The following is a 20,966-nucleotide window of genomic DNA, read 5'->3' on the forward strand; positions in this document are numbered from 1 at the left end:
GCCATGACGGGCCCCTGAGCCAGACAGGGGAAGCTTTCTATGAGCGACGACGACACCGATCCAGCTGCGCATTGGTCGTTCGAGACCAAGCAGGTTCACGCGGGCCAGCAGCCCGACCCGGCCACCAACGCACGCGCGCTGCCGATCTACCAGACCACCTCGTACGTCTTCGACGACACCACCCACGCCGCCGCCCTGTTCGGGCTCGAGGTCCCGGGCAACATCTACACCCGGATCGGCAACCCGACCACCGACGTCGTCGAACAGCGGATCGCCGCGCTGGAAGGCGGCGTCGCCGCCCTGTTCCTCAGCTCCGGACAGGCCGCTGAGACATTCGCCATATTGAACCTCGCGGGTGTCGGGGATCACATTGTGTCCAGTCCGCGCCTCTACGGTGGCACGTACAACTTGTTCCACTATTCGCTGGCCAAGCTCGGTATCGAGGTCAGCTTCGTCGAGGATCCCGACGATCTGGACTCGTGGCAGGCCGCCGTGCGGCCCAACACCAAGGCCTTCTTCGGCGAGACGATCTCCAACCCGCAGATCGACATCCTGGACACCCCGGGCGTCGCCGGGGTGGCGCACGCCAACGGCGTACCGCTGATCGTCGACAACACCATTGCCACGCCCTACCTGATCCAGCCGTTCACGCAGGGCGCCGACATCGTGGTGCACTCCGCGACGAAGTACCTGGGCGGGCACGGCTCCGCGATCGCCGGGGTCATCGTCGACGGCGGCACCTTCGACTGGACGCAGGGCCGCTTCCCCGGGTTCACCACGCCCGATCCGAGCTACCACGGCGTGGTGTTCGCCGAGCTGGGACCGCCGGCGTTCGCGCTGAAGGCGCGCGTGCAGCTGCTGCGCGACTTCGGCTCTGCCGCCTCACCGTTCAACGCGTTCCTGGTGGCCCAGGGCCTGGAGACGCTGAGCCTGCGGATCGAGCGGCACGTCGCCAACGCACAACGGGTCGCGGAATTCCTCGAGGGGCACGCCGGCGTGGTGTCGGTCAACTACGCGGGGCTGCCCAGCTCGCCGTGGCACGAGCGGGCAAAGAAGTTGGCCCCCAAGGGAACCGGCGCGGTGCTGGCGTTCGAGCTGGCCGGCGGTATCGAGGCCGGCAAGGCGTTCGTGAACGCGCTGCAACTGCACAGCCACGTCGCCAACATCGGCGACGTGCGATCGCTGGTGATCCACCCGGCGTCGACCACCCACGCCCAGCTGAGCCCGGCCGAGCAGCTGAGCACCGGCGTCACGCCGGGCCTGGTGCGGCTGGCCGTCGGCATCGAGAACATCGACGACATCCTGGCCGACCTCGAGCTCGGGTTCGCCGCCGTCCCCAAAAGCTCAGACCCGCAGGCCGTGGCGGCTTTTTAGGGCTTCTGACATGACGATCTCCGACGTCCCCACGCAAACGTTGCCCGCCGAAGGCGAGGTTGGCCTGGTCGATATCGGCTCGCTGACCACCGAAAGCGGCGCCGTCATCGACAACGTCTGTATTGCCGTGCAGCGCTGGGGCGAGCTGTCCCCCACGCGCGACAACGTCGTGGTGGTGCTGCACGCTCTCACCGGCGATTCCCACATCACCGGCCCGGCCGGGCCGGGGCACCCCACGCCCGGCTGGTGGGACGGAATCGCCGGCCCGGGCGCACCGATAGACACCAACCGCTGGTGCGCGGTGGCCACCAACGTGCTGGGCGGTTGCCGTGGCTCCACCGGGCCGAGTTCGCTTGCCCGCGACGGAAAGCCATGGGGCTCCCGGTTTCCGCTGATCACCGTGCGCGACCAGGTGGAGGCGGACATCGCCGCGCTCGACGCGCTGGGAATAAACCAGGTCGCCGCTGTAGTTGGCGGATCCATGGGCGGCGCACGGGCTTTGGAATGGATGGTCGGCCACCCCGAGCGGGTTCGGGCCGGACTGCTGCTGGCGGTCGGGGCGCGTGCCACCGCCGACCAGATCGGCACTCAGACGACTCAGATCGCGGCGATCAAGGCCGACCCGAATTGGCAGGGCGGCGATTACCACGACACCGGGCGCATGCCGGATGCCGGACTGGCGATCGCCCGGCGCTTCGCCCATCTGACTTACCGCGGCGAGCTCGAGCTCGACAACAGGTTCGGCAACGACAGCCAGAGCGACGAGGATCCGTCGGACGGCGGGCGCTACGCGGTGCAGAGCTACCTGGAACACCAGGGCGACAAGATCCTGGCCCGCTTCGATGCCGGCAGTTACGTGATCCTGACCGAGACGCTGAACAGCCACGACGTCGGCCGCGGCCGCGGCGGGGTCAAGAAAGCGTTGCGCAGGTGCCCGGTACCGGCGGTGGTCGGCGGCATCACCTCCGACCGGCTCTACCCGCTGCGCTTGCAGCAGGAGATGGCCGAGTTGCTGCCCGGCTGCACCGGGCTCGCGGTTGTCGACTCCATCTGCGGACATGACGGCTTTCTGGTGGAAACCGAGGCGGTGGGCGAATTGATCCGCGAGACACTGGATTTGGCCGCGAGCGAAGGCGCGTGTCGCCGGTGACCCGCGCTCGGCACGAACAGTCCCTGTCGTTCGGTTCGGCGGCCGCAGCCTATGAGCGTGGCCGCCCGTCGTATCCACCCGAGGCGATCGACTGGCTGTTGCCCCGGGGCGCGCGCCAGGTGCTCGACCTGGGTGCGGGTACCGGCAAGCTGACCACCCGGCTGGTGGAACGCGGCCTCGACGTCGTGGCTGTGGACCCGATTCCGGACATGCTCGAAGTGCTCAGCGCCTCGCTGCCGGAAACCCGCGCGGTGCTGGGCACCGCCGAAGAGATTCCGTTGGAGGACAACAGCGTTGACGCCGTGCTGGTAGCCCAGGCGTGGCACTGGGTGGACCCGGAACGCGCGATTCCCGAGGTGGCCCGGGTGCTGCGGCCCGGCGGGCGCCTCGGCCTGGTGTGGAACACCCGCGACGAGCGGCTCGGCTGGGTGCGCGAGCTCGGTCAGATCATCGGCAGCGACGGCGACGGCCGCCGTTTCGACGTGACGCTGCCACCGCCCTTCGGCGAGCGTCAACGCCATCAAGTCGAATGGACGAATTACCTTACGCCGCAAGCGTTGATCGATCTGGTGGCCTCGCGCAGCTACTGCATCACCTCGCCGGCCGAGGTCCGCACGCAGACCCTCGACCAGGTGCGCGAACTGCTGGCCACCCATCCGGCGCTGGCGAATTCAACGGGCCTGGCCATGCCGTATGTCACGGTGTGCATCCGCGCGACGCTGGGCGGTTGAACAGCGGGTTCGTCGGGCATTACCGGCCAATTCGCGGCATCTACTGGCGAGCATCCGTCGAAGGAGCGAAAAATCAAGGCATCAGCGGTGGCAATCGGCTTGGGGGCGAGCATCCTTTTATCCGGCGTGGCGGGCACCGGTTGCGCAAGCAACAAGTCGTCAAGCCCATCGTCGACAACGTCGTCATCGACGTCGACCTCCTCCGCGTCGCCATCGTCGGCCCCATCGACATCGAACAGCGGCGCCCAGCCTTCGGATTACAGCAATTTGCTGATCAAGCCCGCCGATATCGTCGTGCCGGGCGAAAACTTTGCACTGGTGTCGACGAGGCCGCTTACCGACCCGACGGGAATTCTCGGCAAGTTTGGCAGCGGCCCGACCACGATTGATGGCTCGGCTCATGAAGTCGACGTCTCGCTGCACATCTACCCCGACGCGGCCGGGGCGACACAGGAGCACGATCAGGTCGCGCCGTACATCGCTAACCCAGACATGGGGTTCACACTTGCCGGCGGAACGGTGACTCCGGCGGACGTGGGAACCGGCGGAGCGATGGCTTTGGGAACCAACGGCTTGGACGCGGCACTCAAGCAAAGAGCGAGGGTGGTCTTCAGCGAGGGCAGGGTCTTCGCTCAAATCGAGTTCTTCAACCCGGGCAATGATCCGCTGAAACCGGACTTCGTTCTGGATGTCGCGCGGAAGCAGGACGCGGCCATCAAGGCCGCATTGCCGGCCGCATAGTCGGTGATGTCAGTCGCCGACGAAGCTAACTTCTTTGTCGGCAACCACTTTCGCGGTCGCGGACTCGAGACCGTCGGGCGCAATTCGGGCAATCCGCGATTCGATGTCGTAGGGCACGATGATGGCGGTCGCACCCCGGATCCGGCTGACCGCGCGGGCCATCTTGTCCGCGGTGCGATCGTGCAGCAGCCGGCCGAGTAGCGGAGCGTAGGTTCGGCGCGGTAACAGCACCGTCACCCTGCTGTCCGGATGGTCGGTGAGCACTCGCCAGACCAGCTCGTGCGCGGCCCGGCCCAAGTGACGATCCGGGCAGTTGATCAACCACAGCGCGGTGTCGTGTTCGAAGCGCTCCCAACGCTCGCGCAGCCGCGTCGCACGATCGACATCGATGACGAAGTGCACCGCGGTGAGTTCGTCGGCATGCAGCCCGTATCCCAGGCGCACGGCCTCGACCTCGGCGAGGTCGATCGTGTCGACGAACACCAGCACCTGCAGTCGCGGATGCCGTTCCAGGTCAGGGATTTCCGTGTGCGACATCTCCAAAACGGCTGCCTCGGCGCGGTATTTCTGGTTGAGCCGAATCAGGCCCCACACCAGCAGCGGGAAGATGACGACGATCAGCCACGCGCCTTCGGTGAACTTGGCCACCGCGAAGATTCCCACCACGATCGTCGACGAGACCCCCGCCGACAGGTTCACGAGCATGCTGCGCTGCCAGCCCGGCCCGCGATGGGTCCGATGGTGTTTGGCCATACCGAAGCCGGCCATCGCGAATCCGGTGAACACACCGATCGCGAAAAACGGAACCAACGCGGTCACTTTCGCTTCGGTGATAATGAGCAGGGTCACGGCCAGCGCGGTGAGGACGATGATGCCGTTGGAGAACACCAGGCGATGACCGCGTTTCGTCAGCGGGCGCGGCAAGAACCGGTCCTCGGCAACGAAACTGGCCAGCGCGGGGAACCCATTGAAGCTGGTGTTGACGGCCTGCAGATGTTCGAGGTGTCCACCCAAACCCGGGTCATCGCGATCACCCGGGAGGATGCCCCGGTTCAGCTGCACCCGCGCCGCGACGCCCGACTCAGCGCCGGTGACACGGTCTATCTCGTCGGCCCATACCGTGAGCTGCTGGCCACCCTGCGGAAGGGACAGCCGTCGCGACCCGACAGCGATACAGCCGATGACCAATGCCCGGACGAGGACTACGAGATGAATCGCCAATCCCCGTCCAGTTCGCTACCGGCCTGCACATGCATTCCGCCGACCATGAAGGATCGGCTTCCGACCGAAAACGTGCCCAGGCGTGACGAGTAATGGAATTCGCGACACTTCCGCCTGAAGTCAATTCCGGCCGCATCTACGCCGGGCCGGGTTCGGGACCGATGCTCGCCGCCGCGGAGGCCTGGGAAATGCTTGCGGCAGAACTGCATTCGACGGCGAACTCCTACGAATCGGTGGTTTCCGGGCTCACCGCGGGTCCGTGGCTGGGACCCTCATCGGCGTCGATGGCAGCCGCCGCATCCTCATATGTGACGTGGCTGAGCCGTACCGCCGCGCAAGCCGAGCAGACCGCCACCCAGGCCACGGCGGCGGCCGCCGCCTACGAGGAAGCCTTCGCCGCGACGGTCCCGCCTCCGGTGGTTGCGGCCAACCGTAGCCTGCTGGCGTCGTTGATTGCCACAAATGTGTTGGGGCAGAACACCCCAGCGATCGCGGCCACCGAAGCCGAGTACGGCGAGATGTGGGCCCAGGATGCCACCGCGATGTGCGGCTACTCGGGCTCCACGGCGGCGGCCACACAGCTCACGCCGTTCACCGCACCACAGCAGAACACCAATCAGGGTGGGGCGGCCGGGATTACGCAGAGCACGGTCTCGAGTGTCTCCGACCCGGCTTCCTCGGTGTCAGACGCGGTGAGCGGCGTGACGAATGCACTCGGTGTGTCGTCGCCGCGTGACGCCCTCGATCTCGGCGCCGACGCCATTGCCTACGGAGTCGACGCCCCGCTGGCTCCGCTGGGCGCGATATCGCTGCCGATCGACCTCGTCGGCGCCCAGACCGGTTTACACACCGATGACATCGTTTCCGGGTGGGACGCCACGGGGGTCCCGTCGGCGGCCGTGTCGGAAACCTCTCCACCGTCGGCGCCGGGGGCCGGCACGAACTTTGTGTCGACGAGGGTGGCCGCGGGGTTAGGCCAGGCGAACACGGTCGGCTCGCTGTCAGTGCCGCCCACCTGGGCCGCGTCGACACCGGCGGTGCGCCCGATCGCCCTGGCCTTACCGGCCGCGCCGGCCGGCAACGCAGCGCAGGCGATGGCGCCCAGTTTGGAAGGTTCGTTCGGGGAGATGGCCCTGGCCGGCACGGCCGGACGTGCAATCCGCGAGGGTTTCGGCGCGAAAGGCCGTGAGCAACGCGGCAAAGACCCGGTCGGGCTGCAGCCGGCCAGCGCCGCGGCGCGCAGGGTCGGGGATGAAGACGCGGTCGCCGACGGCGAGCCGCGCACCGTGGTGACGGGAATTGCGGCCGAAATTCGTGATTTCGCCCGATTGCGCGACGAAGGCCTGTTGACCAATGAGCAATTCAACGAGCAGCGAAACCGCCTGCTCGGCCTGTGATGTGAATGCACCGTCGACCCGCGATATCCAGCAAGGGAATTGAATCTTAACGTTGCGCTAGCGGGGCGAATCGCTCCGTTCTCGCAGCTAAAGATGCTGTCGCGCAGGGTATCTTGGGCTCGTGCCGACGGCCGCAGAGTACGCCTCCGCGGTACAGGAGTATCCGGCCGCGAAAGCTGCGGATCGCCAGCGGTGGAAGCCAATCGTGCTGCTCGCTTTGGTGGTTGGGCTGCAAAGCGCCGACGCCGGCACCGTGGGAGCACTGGTTGTTCCGCTCACGCAGTCATTGCACATCAACAACATTCAGGTTGGGCTACTGGTTACCGTGTCAACCGGCGTGGGTGCTCTCGCCACGCTACTGGCCGGACCACTCGCCGATCGCACCGTACGGGTTCGCCTGCTGTGGATAGCGCTGCTGGTGTGTTCGGCGGCAATGGCGTTGAGCGCGGCCAGCCCGAACTACGGCTGGCTGCTGGCCTGCCGGGTGGCCCTTGGTGCCGGGATCGCGGTCTCCGGTCCCGTGGTGGCGTCGCTGGTCGGTGATTACTTCAGGCCTGCCGAGCGCGGCCGTGTGTACGGGTTCGTCCTCGCCGGCGAAGGTACCTGTACGGCGATCGGGTTGCTGGTCGCGGGCGAACTCGGCGCCGTCAGCTGGCGGCTGGGCTTCGGCTGGCTGGCCGCGGTGGGGTTCATCCTCAGCGTCGCGGTGGTGACGCTGCTTCGTGAACCGCTGCGCGGCGGCCGCCCCTGCGACACGACCGCCGATTCACGGCGCAGCTCGGTCTGGCGGGAACTACGTTGGGTGCTCTCGATCCGTACCAATGTCGTTCTGATTGCGGCATCCTCGTTCGGCTACTTCTTCTCCACCGGGTTGAGCACCTTCGGCGTCGCGCTGCTGTGCGGCCGGTTTCAGATCGGCCAGTCGGTGGCTACCATGCTGATCGCCGTCCTCGGCGTCGGTGCGCTGACCGGTGTGCTCACCACCGGACGCATCGCCGACTGGCTGACGAACCGGGGTCACATCAACGCGCGAATCATGGTGGGCGGAGCGGCTTTTCTCGCCGCGGCGGTGTTCATTCTTCCCACGCTGCTCGCCGACAACCTTTTGCTCGCACTGACATTCGCGTTCCTCGCCGGGACCGCAATGGGCGGGGTAAACGCGCCGCTGAACGCGGCAAGGCTGGACATCGTGCATTCGCGGCTGTGGGGCACGGCCGAGGCAGTCCGCAGCACCCTGGTGTCGATATCAACGGGATTGGCGCCGCTCGCATTCGGCGCGGTGTCCACCGCGATGGGCGGCACGCCAAGCGCGTTGGGCGATACCTTCCTGATCATGCTGGTCATGCTGATCGTCGCCGCGGGCCTGCTGTTGTGCCTGGCCCGCCGCACCTATCCGCGCGATGTCGCGACGGCGATGGCTTCCGAAGTGTTGACGGCTACTCCTCCGCTTCGTCCGAGTCGCACAGCAGTCTCTCTGGGTGGTGGAAGGTGTTGATCCGGGGTTGGCCGCGGTCGAGGTGGGGTGGGGGGATCCATTGGGTGTCGCCGTTGGCGCGTTTTCGGGTGGTCCAGCCGCGGGGTTGGAGCAGTCGGTGGTGGGTGCCGCAGGCCAGGGTGAGGTTGTCGATGTCGGTGCTGTGGCAGTGGGCGTAGTCGGTGATGTGGTGCACTTCGCAGAGGTAGCCGGGCACGGTGCAGCCGGGTGCTGAGCAGCCACGGTCTTTGGCGTACAAGACGATTCGTTGTCCGGGTGAGGCCAGGCGTTTGGTGTGCTGCAGCGCCACGGCCTTGCCGTTGTCGAACACGGCCAGGTAGTGGTGCGCGTGTCCCCCGCAAGCGGGAGGTGCCCCCAGGGCCAGCCGGATCACGTCGCTGATCGGCAACCGGGTGCCCCCGCCGGTAAGGCCGTTCCCGGCGGCGGTCTCGAGTTCGGCCAGGGTGGTGGACACGATGATCGAGGCCGGTAAGCCATTGTGTTGACCCAGTTCACCGGAGGCCAGCAGCGCGCGCAGCGCGGCGTTGAGGCCGTCGTGGTTGCGTTGGGCCGCGCTGCGGGGGTCGTGGTCGATGGCGTCCTGGCTGGGTGTGCCGTCGGTGCAGGGGGTTTGGTCGGACGGGTTGCACATGCCGGGGGCGGCGAGTTTGGCCAGTACGGCCTCGAGGGTGGCGCGGGCTTCGGGGGTGAGCCAGCCGGTCAAGGCGGACATGCCGTCGGCCTGCTGCTTACCCAACGTGACACCGCGGCGATGTGCGCGGTCGTCGTCGCTAAACGAACCGTCGGGGTTGAGGCAATCGGCCAGGTGCTCGGCGAAGCCAGCGAGTTGATCGGGCCGGTACTGGGTGGCCAGCCGCGCCAGGTCGGCCTCGGCGTGCGCGCGGGTATCGACGTCGATCCAGCCCGGTAATTGGTGGTAGACGCGCCGAATCACCGCCACATGCTCTCGGCCCAGCTTCCCCGCCCGCTGCGCCGCGGCGGTCGCCGAAAGCACCGGCGCCAACGGTTCCCCCGTGAGCGCGCGCCGCGCACCCAGATCAGCAGCGTCGCGCACCCGCCGGCCGGCTTCGGCGCGGCTGATCAATGTCGCATCGGCGATCGCATGCGACAGCCTGCCCCCCAGTTCCTGCGGGGTGGCCTCCTGCGCCAGCTGATTGATCAGCGGATGTTCACCAGCGTCCAGGCGCCGCCGCGCCCGCTCGTAGCGCCGCTACAATGCCAGCCGCTCCCGGCTGCACAGCATCGCCGTGTCCAACCCCAGCGCGGCCTCCAGCGCCTCATCCAGGGCATCGAAGACCGCCGTAGCAACCTCACCGTCTGCGATGACACCGGAACTCATACCCCGAAACTAAACCCACCCACCGACAAAAAACCCCGCCTTGTGACTCCTGAAACTGCTGTGGCGCAAGTTATTTCGGCAATCCTAAAACGCACCGATTGTCGCTCAGAGGCGGGCAAAAAGACACCCAAGAGGATCCGAAGCAACTCTCAGAATTTCAGGCCGGAGAACATGATCTGGTTGGGGTCAAACTTTTGCCGCACGGACGTCAGCCGCGACAGATTCGAGCCGAAGTAGCGCGACGCCGAGCTGTTGGGCTCCAGGTAGTTGACATACCCGCCGACCGAAAACTGTTGTACCGCTTGGTGAGCAGCGCTCAGCCATTGAGTTGCGGCGGCAACCTGGTTGGCGGCGGGCTCGACGTACCACTGCAGCACCGCGGACTGCTTGCGCCACGGAAATGCCGAGTCCCCCGGGCCCACGTCGGCGATCGCTCCACCGAGCGGATCCACCAGCAACGAAGCTTGCCCGCCGGAGGCGGGCCATTGCCCGATCGCGGTGGCAATGGCATGGGCCGCAGCGGAATTCAGCGTGGGGATAACATCGGATCCGGCCACGAAGCCCCGCGGTGCCGATGTCGAACTGCCACCGGCCAGATACGTCACCAGGTCCATGCGGTTCATCGTCTTGTTGGTCACCGCGCTGGGCTGCAAACCGACCGCGGCCTTGATCGCGTCGGCCATCCCCGCCGCACCGCCGGCCGGGCAGGTCGCCAGAATATGGCAGTCGGGCTGCGCCGAGCCGACCGCGAGATCGACCATGGCCCAAGCATTCCGGTCAGCCCCGTTCAGCCAGTTCTGCCAGCCGACGAGGACCTGGACGGCCGACGACGGGGCGAATTCGAGCCGGACGATGTCGGTGTCGCCGGTCGGAAAGGTCGCGAAGGTCATCGACGTCGTCACCCCGAAATTGCCGCCACCCCCGCCGCGAAGTGCCCAGAACAGGTCCGGATGATCGCTGGCGGATGCGGTGACCACGTCGCCGCTGGGAAGCACCACCGTGGCTGACTGCAGTGCGTCGCAAGCCAATCCGGCATGCCGGGAATCGGCTCCGATCCCCCCGCCGAGTGTCAGCCCCGCCACACCGACGGTGGGGCAACTTCCCGTCGGGACGCCGCGACCGGCGCCGGCGCAGGCCTGGTGTACCGCCCACAGATTCGTTGCCGGGGTGACCGTGACGTTGCCGCCGTCGAGCGTCGCCCCGCCGGGAAGCCCGCGCAGGTCAAGCACCATCGTGCCGTTGGCGCTCGATGCGCCGATGTAGGAATGCCCACCGCCGCGCGGTGCGATCTTGAGCTTGTTCGCCGTCGCGAATGCGACCGCCTTCTGGACGTCGGCCTGCGAGGAAACCGTGACGACCGCCGCAGGGCTGGAGTTGTTGTAGAACGAGTTGAATACCTGTTTGCTCGAAGCGAATTGGGCGCCGCTGGCCGGCAGCAGGACACTGCCACCGATGGTGGATGCCAAGCCGTTCCAGCCGGCGCCGGCGGCGCCGGGGTCGGCGGCAGCCCGCGTGGTTCCGAGCACCGCGCCCGTCGCGAACATCGAAACGGCACCGCGAAGAAATGTCTGGCGCGAGATGCCATGATCCATAGGCCGGATTCTCAACCATTTCGCATTGGACCGCCCCGCGTCGCGGCACGTGTCGGATCACAGTGTGGCCTCGATTGGCCGGCACTCGATCCCCGCTCGCGCGTAACACTTTCCGCGCGATAACCGATGTCTCGGAAGCATCGCGCTCATGAAACGCATAGTGTGCAAACCTTGATCTTCCCGTGTCGTAAATGTGACTGCCATAGATCAGTCTTCGTAGTGTGATTTGAGCGCCTTCAGAGCGCTCCGCGACAGATGGGGAAGCTGTCAATGAAAGCAGTTGCTGCTGCGCATGGTTGGGTCTGGACGTTTCGCCATCAGCCCCTGCCCATTCGCTTGCTGACCGCGGTGGCCGGGCTGCTCGCCGTCGCCGCGGCCTTTGGGTCACCGCCGGCCGAGGCGGACGCCAACGCCGACGACAACTTCATCGACGCGTTGAACCACGCCGGCATCGACTTCGGCCAGCCGGGAAACGCGATGGCCGTCGGCGAATCGGTCTGCCCGATGCTGGCCCAGCCCGGCGGCAGCTTCGCCGGGGCCGTGACGAGCATCAGACGCCAGGGTATGTCACCGCGGATGGCTCAGATGTTCACCACGATCGCAATTCAGTCGTACTGCCCGCAGGTAATGACGAACCTGGCCAACGGCAACATGCCCAACATGCCCGGCGGCATGCCTGGCATGCCCGGCGGTATGCCGAACATGCCGGGCGCTATGCCTGGCATGCCCGGCGGTTTCCCGAATATGCCGGGCGCGATGCCGAACATGCCCGGCGGCATGCCGAATGTGCAAGGCGCGATGCCCAACCTGCCGCAGATTACCGGCCCGGGGATCTAGCCCGTGCCAAGCGGATCGATGGTCCAGGCGATATAGACCATCGCGGCCCCAACGGTCGCGGTCGTCAAGAAGTCAATACCCTTGCTGCGCACCACCAAAAGGCCGGCGCGATCGTCCGATAGCACCAACCGCAACACCGCGGCGACGCCGACGGCGATACCGATCAGCAGGGCACCACGACGCCAGAAGTTGGCTCCCACCAACGCGAAAGCCGTCACGAAGATCAGCCCGACCAGCAGGATCGGCCACTGGGCTTTGGCTGCGGTCTTCGCCAAACTCATTGCCGCTCGGCCAGCTCGACCACGTTCGTCAGCAGAAATGCCCGGGTCAGTGGGCCGATGCCGCCGGGGTTCGGCGACACATGCCCGGCGACCTCCCACACGTCGGGATGCACGTCGCCGGTGAGCTTGTCGTCCACCCGACTGACGCCGACGTCGAGCACCGCGGCGCCCGGGCGCACCATGTCGGCGGTCAGCAGATGTGGCACGCCGACGGCGGCAACGATGATGTCGGCCTGTTTCGTCAACGCCGGCAGGTCGCGAGTTCCGGTGTGGCACAACGTCACCGTCGCGTTCTCCGACCGGCGCGTCAGCAGCAGACCCAATGGCCGGCCGACCGTGACACCGCGGCCGATGACCACCACGTGCGCACCGGCGATCTCGACGTCGTAGCGGCGCAGCAGGTGCACGATGCCGCGCGGGGTGCACGGCAGCGGGGCCGGGTTGTTGAGCACCAACCGGCCCAGGTTCGTCGGGTGCAGGCCGTCGGCGTCCTTGGCGGGATCGATGCGCTCCAGCGCGGCGTTCTCGTCGAGATGCTTGGGCAGCGGCAACTGCACGATGTAGCCGGTGCACTCGGGGTTGGCGTTCAGCTCGTCGATCGTCTCGTTCAGCTTCGCGGTGGAGATGTCGGCGGGCAGGTCGCGACGGATCGAGGTGATGCCCACCTTCGCGCAGTCGGAGTGCTTGCCGCGCACGTAGGCCTGCGAGCCCGGATCGTCACCGACGAGGATCGTGGCCAGCCCGGGCGTACGCCCCGCCGCGGTCAGTGCCGCAACGCGTTCCTTGAGGTCGACGAAGATCTCGTCACGGGTGGCCTTGCCGTCCAGAGTGATTGCGCCCACGTCTCACAGTCTTCCATGCCGGAGGTTTAGGCTCCTCGCATGGCATCTGACCAGCCCCAGATTCCGGACGTATTCAGCCCAGCAAAGCTCGGACCGATCACGCTGCGCAACCGGACCATCAAGTCCGCGACGTTCGAAGCACGCACGCCCGGCGCTCTGGTGAGCGACGACCTGATCGAGTACCACCGGGCGCCGGCCGCCGGCGGGGTCGGCATGACGACCGTCGCCTATTGCGCCGTCTCGCAAGGCGGACGCACCGAGGGCAACGGACTCTGGATGCGCCCCGAGGCGGTGCCCGGGCTGCGCCGGCTCACCGACGCGATCCACGCCGAAGGCGCGGCGATCAGCGCGCAGATCGGCCACGCCGGTCCGGTCGCGAATGCCAAGTCCAACAAGGCCAAGGCACTGGCACCGGTGCGGTTCTTCAACCCGATCGGAATGCGGTTCGCCCGCAAGGCAACCCGCGACGACATCGACGACGTGATCGCCGCGCACGCCAACGCGGCCCGGTTCGCCATGGAGGCCGGCTTCGACGCCGTCGAAATTCATTTGGGCCACAACTATTTCGCCAGTTCGTTCCTGTCGCCGCTGATCAACCGTCGCGACGACGAGTTCGGTGGATCGCTGGAGAACCGGGCCAAGGTCGCCCGCGGCATGGTGCTGGCCGTGCGACGGGCGGTGGACAAAGAAGGAACGCCGATCGCGGTCACCGCCAAGCTCAATATGGCCGACGGCGTGCGCGGTGCCATCAACACCGAAGAGTCGCTGATCACCGCCAAATGGCTGGAAGAAGACGGCGGCCTGGACGCGATCGAACTCACCGCCGGCAGCTCGCTGGTCAACCCGATGTATCTGTTTCGCGGCGACGCCCCGCTCAAGGAGTTCGCCGGGGCCTTCAAGCCGCCGCTGAGCTGGGGCATGCGCATGACGGGCACGAAGTTCCTGCGCGAATACCCTTACCGCGAGGCCTATCTGCTGCGTGACGCCAAGCTGTTTCGGGCTGAACTGAAGATGCCGCTGATCCTGCTCGGCGGCATCACCAACCGGGAGACGATGGACCTCGCGATGGCCGAGGGATTCGAGTTCGTCGCGATGGCCCGGGCGCTGCTGGCCGAGCCGGATCTGATCAATCGACTTGCGGCCGACGGCGACCAACACAGCGTCCATTCGGCGTGTACGCACTGCAATCGATGCATGCCCACGATCTACACCCGCACCCGCTGCGTGGTCACCGGAGCGCCGGACAACCTGTGATTGCGCGGGCATAACACGCCCGACGTGCCGCGTTGGTGCGGATGGTGAAATAGGCCCACGAGCTAGAGTTGTGGCGATGAATTCACCAGCCCCGCCGACGTTGACCGTTCGGTATGAAGGGTCGGAACGCACCTTTGCGGCAGGTCACGACGTGGTGGTGGGGCGCGATCTCCGGGCCGATATGCGCATCACGCATCCGCTGATTTCGCGCGCCCATCTGTTGCTGCGCTTCGACCAAGGCCGATGGCTGGCGATCGACAACGGTTCGCTCAACGGCACTTTCGCCAACGGCCGCAAAGTGCCGGTCGTCGATATCCATGACGGTCAGAGCGTCAACATCGGAAACCCGGACGGCCCGCTGCTGACCTTCGAGGTCGGCCGCCACCAAGGAATGGCCGGGCGTCCGCCGCGGACCGAGTCGATGGGCATCCCGGCGGGGGCTCAGGCCGCCGGGATGGCGTGGCCTTCGTCACAGGCGTCGGGGCAGCCGGGCCCTCCGCTGGCCGCTCCTCCCGGACCGCCGCCCGGGCGCGCGACCGCTTGGAGCGCGGCGCCCCCACCGCCGCGACCGCAGCCCGGTGCGCCGACCCAGCGTCCGGGGCCGCCGGGGCAACCCGTGTATCCGACGTCGGTGGCTCGACCGCCCGCGTATCCCAACAACGCCCCGCCCAACTATCCGCCGCAGCCGCCGCTGTCCGCGCCGGTCGGACCCATGCAGTCGCCGCGGACACAGATGGCGCCCGTCGCCGAGGTCAAACCGCCCGAGGTGTCGAACCTGGCGACCAAGATGTTCCAGGCGTTGTTGCCGTCCCGGTCGGGCGCGTTGCAAAAGCCGTCCGGCTCGCTCACGATCGGGCGCGCCACCGACAACGACATCGTGATCCAGGACGTCCTGGCCTCGCGCCATCACGCGTTCTTGACCCAGACGCCGCTCGGCACCGAGATCCGCGACGCGCACAGCGTCAACGGGACCTTCGTCAACGGCGTCCGCGTCGGCTCGGCGGTGCTGACCGAGGGCGACGTCGTCACGATCGGAAACGTCGACCTCGTCTTCACCCGCGACACCCTGGTCCGGCGCACCGAGGCGGCGACGCGCACCGGCGGCCTCGAGGTGAACTCGGTCTGCTTCACCGTCGAACAGGGCAAAAAGCAGCTGCTCGACCACATCTCGCTGACCGCGCGCCCCGGCACGCTGACCGCGATCATCGGCGGGTCGGGCGCCGGCAAAACCACGCTGTCGCGGCTGATCGCCGGATACACCAGCCCCACATCAGGCACGGTGACCTTCGAGGGCCACAACATCCACACCGAGTACGCGTCGCTGCGCAGCAGGATCGGGATGGTCCCGCAGGACGACGTCGTGCACCGCCAGCTGACGGTCAACCAGGCGCTGGGATATGCGGCCGAGCTGCGGCTGCCGCCCGACACCAGCAAGGCCGACCGCGAGCAGGTCGTGGCCCAGGTGCTCGAGGAACTCGAGCTGACCAAGCACGCCGACACCCGCGTCGACAAGCTCTCCGGCGGGCAGCGCAAGCGTGCCTCGGTGGCCCTGGAACTGCTGACCGGCCCGTCGCTGCTGCTGCTCGACGAGCCGACCACCGGTCTGGACCCGGCGCTGGACCGTCAGGTGATGATGATGCTGCGCCAGCTGGCCGACGCCGGTCGCGTGGTGCTGGTCGTCACCCACTCGGTGTCCTACCTCGACGTCTGCGATCAGCTGCTGCTGGTTGCCCCCGGCGGCAAGACGGCGTTTCTCGGCCCGCCCAGCCAGATCGGCGCGGCGATGGGCACCACCAACTGGGCCGACATCTTCGCCAAGGTGGGTGCCGACCCCGACGAGGCCAACCGCCGCTTCCGGGAGGAAAACCAGCAGCAGCTGCCGCAGGTACCGGCCGAACACAGCCCGGCCGCCGACTTGGGCGAACCGGTACATGCCGACGTGCTGCGCCAGTTCTCCACGATCGCGCGCCGCCAGATCCGGCTGGTCATCTCCGACCGCGGCTACACGGTGTTCCTGGCGCTGTTGCCATTCCTGATCGGCATCCTGACGCTGACCGTGCGCGGCAACAGCGGGTACGGCATGTCCGATCCGCTCGGCAACAATCCCGCTCAGCCCGACCAGATTCTGGTGATGCTCAACGTCGGCGCGGTGTTCATGGGTACCGCGCTGACGATCCGCGACCTGATCGGCGAACGTCCGATCTTCAAGCGAGAACAGGCGGTCGGCCTGTCGACGGCCGCGTATATGGGCGCGAAAATCGTTGTCTTCTCGACGTTCGCGATCGTTCAGGCCGCGATCGCCACGGCCATCTCCGTGATCGGGTGGGGCCAACCGATCTCCAATGCCGTGATCCTGGGCAACGTCGACTTCGAGCTGTTCGTCACCGTGGCCGCGACGTGCGTGGGTGCGGCGCTGCTCGGCATGGCGCTGTCGGCGCTGGCCCAATCCCAGGACCAGATCATGCCGATGCTGGTGGTGTCGATCATGAGCCAGCTGGTGTTCTCCGGCGGCATGATCTGGGTGACCAACCGGGCCGTGCTGGACCAGCTGTCGTGGGTCACGCCCGCCCGATGGGGCTTCGCGGCGTCGGCGTCCACGATCGACACTCACCGACTGATCCCCGGCCCGACCGACCCGAAAGACCAGCACTGGAATCACACCAAGAGCGCATGGCTGTTCGATATGGCAATGCTCGGAGTGCTGTGCATAAGCTATAGCGCGATCATCTGGTGGAAGATCCGGCTGAAACGACGCTGAACTGATGAATGTCCCTGCGCAATCGGTACTGACTGTTCGGTCCAACCGATCGGAGGTCAGTTTCGCCCCCGGCGGCGACGTCATCGTCGGCAGCGACGTGCGCGCAGACCTGCGCGTGGCGCATCCGCTCGTTACCCGCGCACACCTGTTGCTGCGCTTCGATCACGGCAGATGGGTTGCGGTCGACAACAATTCGCGCAACGGCATCTTCGTCGACGGACGCCGGGTGCCGATGATCGACATCCGCGACGGCCAGGCCGTCAATCTCGGCGCCCCCGATGGCCCGCCGATCGTCTTCGCGGTCGGACATCACCGCGGGAACGTCGGCGTGCTGCCGCCGACGTCGCAGGCGGTCCCGACCGTCCCGCCGCCGCGCGGCTACCAGGACCGGCCCACCGACGCGCTGCACACCACCGCCGTGCCGATCGTCGCGCCGACCGTCACCACCCGGGCCGTCCCGAACGATGCGACTCGGGTGGCGCAACCCGCGGGCACCGACATGTCGCAGTTTCCGACCAGGGTGATGAAGGTCGTCGGACCCGAATCGGCTGCGCAAGGACGGCCCGGGGGCACCGCCTGGATCGGTCGCGAACTCGACAACGACATCGTCATCCACGACGTGTTGGCCTCGCGCCATCATGCGTTCTTGGAGCCGACATCGGCCGGCATCGAGATCCGCGACGCGAACAGCATCAACGGAACGTTCGTCAACGGGGTACGGGTCGGGCAGGCCCTGCTCGCCGAGGGCGACGTGGTCACGATCGGCAACGTCGACCTGGTGTTCACCGCCGGCATGCTGGCCCGCCGCCTGGAAGCGGCGACCAGCACCGGCGGCCTGGAGGTGCGCGAGGTCGGCTTCGCGATCAACGGCAAGGATCTGCTGCAACAGATCTCGATGACGGCCAGGCCCGGCACCCTGACCGCGATCATCGGCGGGTCCGGTGCCGGCAAGTCGACGCTGTCGCGGCTGATCGCCGGATACACCACCCCCACCGCCGGGGCGGTCACCTTCGAGGGCCACAACATCCACACCGCGTACGCCACGCTGCGCAGCAGGATCGGGATGGTCCCCCAGGACGACGTCGTGCACCGCCAGCTGACCGTCAACCAGGCGCTGGGTTATGCGGCCGAACTGCGGCTGCCCCCCGACACCAGCAAGGCCGACCGCGACCAGGTCGTGGCGCAGGTCCTCGACGAGCTGGGACTGACCGCGCATGCCGAGACCCGGGTCGACAAGCTCTCCGGCGGGCAGCGCAAACGCGCGTCGGTGGCCCTGGAGCTGCTCACCGGGCCGTCGCTGCTGATCCTCGACGAGCCGACCTCGGGGCTGGACCCGGCGCTGGACCTGCAGGTCATGACGATGCTGCGCCAGCTCGCCGATGCCGGTCGCGTCGTGCTGGTCGTCACGCACTCGCTGACCTATCTCGACGTCTGCGATCAGGTGCTGCTGATGGCGCCCGGCGGCAAGATCGCGTTCCTGGGCCCGCCCGGCCAGATCGGCGACTCCATGGGCACCACCAACTGGGCCCAGATCTTCGCGAAGGTCGGCGCCGACCCCGACGAGGCCAACCGCCGGTTCCTGGAACGGCAGGAACGTGCGCTACCCACCCGGGCGGAGACACCGGCCGAGCTGGGCGCCCCGGCGCGCACCAGCGTGCTGCGCCAGTTCTCCACGATCGCGCGGCGCCAGATTCGGCTGATCATCTCCGATCGCGCCTACTTCGCCTTCCTGGCGTTGTTGCCGTTCATTCTGGGTGCGCTATCGCTGACGGTTCCGGGCAACACCGGCTTCGGCGTCGCCGACCCGAACAGCGAGACGCCCGACGAAGCCGCCCAGATCCTGACGCTGATGTCGATCGCCGCGGTCTTCATGGGTACCGCGTTGACGATCCGCGATCTGATCGGCGAACGCCCGATCTTCCAGCGCGAGCAGGCGGTGGGCCTGTCCACCGGTGCCTACCTGGGTGCCAAGATCACGGTGTTCTGCGCGTTCGCGATCGTCCAGGCGGCGATCGCGACCGGCATCGTGCTGATCGGTAAGGGAGCGCCCAAACAGCCGGCGCTGCTGCTCGGTAATGCCAGTCTGGAGCTGTTCGTCACCGTCGCCGCGACGTGCGTGGCCTCGGCGATTCTCGGCTTGCTGTTGTCGTCGATCGCCCGTTCCAACGAGCAGATCATGCCGCTGCTGGTGGTGTCGCTGATGCTGCAGCTGGTGCTCGCCGGTGGGCTGATTCCGGTGACCGGCCGGATCTTCCTCGACCAGCTGTCCTGGCTGATGCCGTCGCGCTGGGGCTATGCGGCGTCGGCGGCCACGGTGAATCTGCGGGCGCTGGTGCCGATCGGCCCGAAGGACAGTCACTGGGCGCACACGGACAGCGCGTGGCTGCTCGACATGGGGATGCTCGGCGCGCTGTCGGTGATCTACTCCGCCATCGTCTGGTGGCGCATCCGGCTGCGGCGCTAGTCGGACGCGGCGTCCAGGCGCAGCCCGTGCGCCAGTGCGAACGCCATCGCCTGCGGAACGTCGACCCGCACACCCGTGAGGGTGGCGGTGCGCCACAGCGCCGGATCCACCGTCGCGCCGCGCAGGTCGGCGTCGTCGAGCCGGGTGCCGACGGTCCGCGCCCCGGACAGGTCGGCGCCGCGCAGCACGGCCTTACGCAGATCGGCCTCCACCAGGCTGGTCTCCCGCAGCCGGCAACCGCTCAGGTCGACGCCGCGCAGGTCGTTGCCGCCGAGCACCGCGAGCGTGAAATCCACCTCGTCGAACGTGATCGGCCGCAGCCGGCACTGCACGAAGACCGATCCCAGCATGCTGCACTGCGCAAATGTGCTGTGCCACAACGTTGTTCGCTCGAACTTACAGTTGCGGAAGGCGGATCCGCGGTGCTGCGACTCGGCCAGGTTGACGCCGCTGAAATCACATTCGCTGAACACGACCCGCTCGGTACACAACCGGCCGAGGTCCTCGTCGCGGAAATCGCGGCCGGTGAACTCGCAATCGGCCCACTGCAGCGAGGCGGTCAAGCCGTCAGGCTCTGCAACGCGTACTCGCTGACCGCGATCAGCGCGTCGGTCGCCGACCGGCGATCCCTGGCGTCGACGTTGATCACCGGAATGTGCGGGGACAGGGCCAGCGCTTCGCGTATCGCACCAACGGGATACCTTGGCGCACCGTCGAATTGGTTGACCGCGATCAGGAACGGCAGGTTGCGGTGCTCGAAGAAATCGACCGCGGCGAAGCTGTCCTGCAGCCGGCGGGAGTCGACCAGGACGATCGCCCCGATGGCGCCGCGCACCAGGTCGTCCCACATGAACCAGAACCGCCGCTGGCCCGGTGTGCCGAACAGGTAGAGCACCAGGTCGCGGTCCAGCGTGATCCGGCCGAAGTCCATCGCCACCGTGGTCGTCCGCTTGTTGGGCGTGGCCTCGAGCATGTCGACGCCGGCCGAGGCGTCGGTGACGATCTCCTCGGTGCGCAGCGGCATGATCTCCGAGACCGCCCCGACGAACGTGGTCTTGCCGGCGCCGAACCCACCGGCGACGACGATCTTCGTCGAGGCGGTGGCGCCGGAGTCAGAGTGCTTTAAGGCCACGCAGGGTCCTTCCTATGAGTTCGTGGCGCTCATCACGGGTCGACTGCTCGGTCAACGTTCTATGCACCCGAAGGTAACCGGACAGGACCAGATCGCCGACCAGGACGCGCGTGACACCGATCGGCAGGTTGAGCCGGGCCGAAATCTCGGCGACGGACGGGCTTTTGACGCACAGCCGGACGATCTTGCCTCTCGCATCGTCGGCCGGCCAGCGGTGAGCTCGTCCGGCCTGCAACGTCTGAACCGGCGCTTCCAGCGGGATGTCGACGCCTGCGTTCGTCCGCCCGGCGGTCAGGGTGTACGGGCGGACCAGGCTCGCCTCACGTGCGGGCGGCCCGGGTTCGCGTTTGTCCATCGC

At 67.3% G+C, this 20,966-nt stretch carries 16 protein-coding genes and 3 pseudogenes; 11 read left to right on the top strand and 8 right to left on the bottom strand.

The window, feature by feature from the left end:
* The first annotated feature begins 39 nt into the window (after window positions 1-39).
* From LMQ14_RS22260 to LMQ14_RS22275, 4 genes are all read left to right on the top strand, one after another.
* Window positions 40-1,374: a bifunctional o-acetylhomoserine/o-acetylserine sulfhydrylase gene (locus tag LMQ14_RS22260; RefSeq protein WP_267731733.1), complete on the top strand. Its 1,335-nt coding sequence runs from the start codon at window positions 40-42 to the stop codon at window positions 1,372-1,374.
* A gap of 10 nt (window positions 1,375-1,384) precedes the next feature.
* Window positions 1,385-2,524 carry a homoserine O-acetyltransferase MetX gene (metX, locus tag LMQ14_RS22265; RefSeq protein WP_267731734.1) on the top strand — a complete coding sequence of 380 codons (1,140 nt, stop codon included), beginning with the start codon at window positions 1,385-1,387 and terminating at the stop codon, window positions 2,522-2,524.
* Entirely contained in the window at window positions 2,521-3,255 is a 735-nt protein-coding gene (locus LMQ14_RS22270) for a class I SAM-dependent methyltransferase (protein ID WP_267731735.1), read from the top strand. Before metX ends, LMQ14_RS22270 begins: the two co-directional genes overlap by 4 nt.
* Before the next feature lie 87 nt (window positions 3,256-3,342).
* Window positions 3,343-3,996 carry a hypothetical protein gene (locus LMQ14_RS22275; protein WP_267731736.1) on the top strand — a complete coding sequence of 218 codons (654 nt, stop codon included), beginning with the start codon at window positions 3,343-3,345 and terminating at the stop codon, window positions 3,994-3,996.
* A 48-nt stretch (window positions 3,997-4,044) separates the two neighbouring features.
* On the opposite strand, the pseudogene LMQ14_RS22280 reads toward LMQ14_RS22275, so the two are convergent.
* Window positions 4,045-4,977, bottom strand: a pseudogene (locus LMQ14_RS22280) (DNA-binding protein); the annotation flags it as partial.
* On the opposite strand from LMQ14_RS22280, the pseudogene LMQ14_RS22285 reads away from it, so the two are divergent.
* From LMQ14_RS22285 to LMQ14_RS22295, 3 genes and pseudogenes are all read left to right on the top strand, one after another.
* Window positions 4,975-5,190 (top strand): annotated as a pseudogene (locus LMQ14_RS22285) (TrkA C-terminal domain-containing protein); the annotation flags it as partial. The pseudogenes LMQ14_RS22280 and LMQ14_RS22285 overlap by 3 nt on opposite strands.
* Before the next feature lie 119 nt (window positions 5,191-5,309).
* Entirely contained in the window at window positions 5,310-6,614 is a 1,305-nt protein-coding gene (locus LMQ14_RS22290) for a PPE family protein, SVP subgroup (RefSeq protein WP_267731737.1), read from the top strand.
* Between the two features lie 121 nt (window positions 6,615-6,735).
* Window positions 6,736-8,109, top strand: coding sequence for an MFS transporter (locus LMQ14_RS22295; RefSeq protein ID WP_267731738.1), 1,374 nt, complete (start codon window positions 6,736-6,738; stop codon window positions 8,107-8,109).
* Here LMQ14_RS22295 and LMQ14_RS22300 read toward each other — a convergent pair.
* Both LMQ14_RS22300 and LMQ14_RS22305 read right to left on the bottom strand, forming a co-directional pair.
* Window positions 8,051-9,448: pseudogene (locus tag LMQ14_RS22300) on the bottom strand (HNH endonuclease signature motif containing protein). The gene LMQ14_RS22295 and the pseudogene LMQ14_RS22300 sit on opposite strands and share 59 nt — an antisense overlap.
* A gap of 149 nt (window positions 9,449-9,597) precedes the next feature.
* Window positions 9,598-11,040: an FAD-dependent oxidoreductase gene (locus LMQ14_RS22305; RefSeq protein WP_267731739.1), complete on the bottom strand. Its 1,443-nt coding sequence runs from the start codon at window positions 11,038-11,040 to the stop codon at window positions 9,598-9,600.
* 270 nt (window positions 11,041-11,310) lie between these two features.
* Between LMQ14_RS22305 and LMQ14_RS22310 the strand changes: the two genes are divergently transcribed.
* Window positions 11,311-11,877: a DUF732 domain-containing protein gene (locus LMQ14_RS22310; RefSeq protein WP_267731740.1), complete on the top strand. Its 567-nt coding sequence runs from the start codon at window positions 11,311-11,313 to the stop codon at window positions 11,875-11,877.
* Here LMQ14_RS22310 and LMQ14_RS22315 read toward each other — a convergent pair.
* Together LMQ14_RS22315 and LMQ14_RS22320 are read right to left on the bottom strand one after the other, a co-directional pair.
* Window positions 11,874-12,158, bottom strand: coding sequence for a DUF3017 domain-containing protein (locus LMQ14_RS22315; protein ID WP_267731741.1), 285 nt, complete (start codon window positions 12,156-12,158; stop codon window positions 11,874-11,876). The genes LMQ14_RS22310 and LMQ14_RS22315 overlap by 4 nt on opposite strands.
* Window positions 12,155-13,000 (bottom strand): bifunctional methylenetetrahydrofolate dehydrogenase/methenyltetrahydrofolate cyclohydrolase, encoded by an 846-nt coding sequence (locus tag LMQ14_RS22320; RefSeq protein ID WP_267731742.1) that lies wholly within the window; start codon window positions 12,998-13,000, stop codon window positions 12,155-12,157. The genes LMQ14_RS22315 and LMQ14_RS22320 overlap by 4 nt, the downstream gene beginning before the upstream one ends.
* Window positions 13,001-13,039: 39 nt before the next feature.
* Here LMQ14_RS22320 and LMQ14_RS22325 point away from each other — a divergent pair, with 39 nt between their 5' ends.
* The 3 genes from LMQ14_RS22325 to LMQ14_RS22335 all read left to right on the top strand — a co-directional run bounded on the left by LMQ14_RS22325 (window position 13,040) and on the right by LMQ14_RS22335 (window position 19,476).
* Window positions 13,040-14,254 (top strand): NADH:flavin oxidoreductase, encoded by a 1,215-nt coding sequence (locus LMQ14_RS22325; protein ID WP_267731743.1) that lies wholly within the window; start codon window positions 13,040-13,042, stop codon window positions 14,252-14,254.
* Window positions 14,255-14,330: 76 nt separating this feature from the next.
* Window positions 14,331-17,012 carry an ATP-binding cassette domain-containing protein gene (locus tag LMQ14_RS22330; RefSeq protein ID WP_267731744.1) on the top strand — a complete coding sequence of 894 codons (2,682 nt, stop codon included), beginning with the start codon at window positions 14,331-14,333 and terminating at the stop codon, window positions 17,010-17,012.
* A 4-nt stretch (window positions 17,013-17,016) separates the two neighbouring features.
* A complete protein-coding gene (locus LMQ14_RS22335) occupies window positions 17,017-19,476 on the top strand; it encodes an ATP-binding cassette domain-containing protein (protein ID WP_267731745.1) in 2,460 nt (819 codons plus the stop codon).
* Here LMQ14_RS22335 and LMQ14_RS22340 read toward each other — a convergent pair.
* The 3 genes from LMQ14_RS22340 to LMQ14_RS22350 are packed head-to-tail and all read right to left on the bottom strand — an operon-like array spanning window position 19,473 to window position 20,963.
* Complete coding sequence (locus LMQ14_RS22340; protein WP_267735636.1) at window positions 19,473-20,027, bottom strand: pentapeptide repeat-containing protein; 555 nt, start codon at window positions 20,025-20,027, stop codon at window positions 19,473-19,475. The two genes, LMQ14_RS22335 and LMQ14_RS22340, sit on opposite strands and share 4 nt — an antisense overlap.
* An 8-nt stretch (window positions 20,028-20,035) precedes the next feature.
* Window positions 20,036-20,608 carry a GTP-binding protein gene (locus tag LMQ14_RS22345; protein WP_267731746.1) on the bottom strand — a complete coding sequence of 191 codons (573 nt, stop codon included), beginning with the start codon at window positions 20,606-20,608 and terminating at the stop codon, window positions 20,036-20,038.
* Window positions 20,589-20,963, bottom strand: coding sequence for a DUF742 domain-containing protein (locus LMQ14_RS22350; protein ID WP_267731747.1), 375 nt, complete (start codon window positions 20,961-20,963; stop codon window positions 20,589-20,591). Before LMQ14_RS22350 ends, LMQ14_RS22345 begins: the two co-directional genes overlap by 20 nt.
* Window positions 20,964-20,966: the final 3 nt, after the last annotated feature.

The sequence above is a fragment of the Mycobacterium sp. Aquia_213 genome, assembly GCF_026625985.1.
Classification (GTDB): Bacteria; Actinomycetota; Actinomycetes; order Mycobacteriales; family Mycobacteriaceae; genus Mycobacterium.

Excerpts from the sequence above, each read along its gene's own strand:
- LMQ14_RS22260 (WP_267731733.1), top strand. The coding sequence starts at position 40 with ATGAGCGACGACGACACCGATCCAGCTGCGCATTGGTCGTTCGAGACC.
- LMQ14_RS22325 (WP_267731743.1), top strand. The coding sequence starts at position 13,040 with ATGGCATCTGACCAGCCCCAGATTCCGGACGTATTCAGCCCAGCAAAG.
- LMQ14_RS22350 (WP_267731747.1), bottom strand. The coding sequence starts at position 20,963 with ATGGACAAACGCGAACCCGGGCCGCCCGCACGTGAGGCGAGCCTGGTC.
- LMQ14_RS22305 (WP_267731739.1), bottom strand. The coding sequence starts at position 11,040 with ATGGATCATGGCATCTCGCGCCAGACATTTCTTCGCGGTGCCGTTTCG.
- LMQ14_RS22315 (WP_267731741.1), bottom strand. The coding sequence starts at position 12,158 with ATGAGTTTGGCGAAGACCGCAGCCAAAGCCCAGTGGCCGATCCTGCTG.
- LMQ14_RS22290 (WP_267731737.1), top strand. The coding sequence starts at position 5,310 with ATGGAATTCGCGACACTTCCGCCTGAAGTCAATTCCGGCCGCATCTAC.
- metX (WP_267731734.1), top strand. The coding sequence starts at position 1,385 with ATGACGATCTCCGACGTCCCCACGCAAACGTTGCCCGCCGAAGGCGAG.
- LMQ14_RS22330 (WP_267731744.1), top strand. The coding sequence starts at position 14,331 with ATGAATTCACCAGCCCCGCCGACGTTGACCGTTCGGTATGAAGGGTCG.
- LMQ14_RS22310 (WP_267731740.1), top strand. The coding sequence starts at position 11,311 with ATGAAAGCAGTTGCTGCTGCGCATGGTTGGGTCTGGACGTTTCGCCAT.
- LMQ14_RS22335 (WP_267731745.1), top strand. The coding sequence starts at position 17,017 with ATGAATGTCCCTGCGCAATCGGTACTGACTGTTCGGTCCAACCGATCG.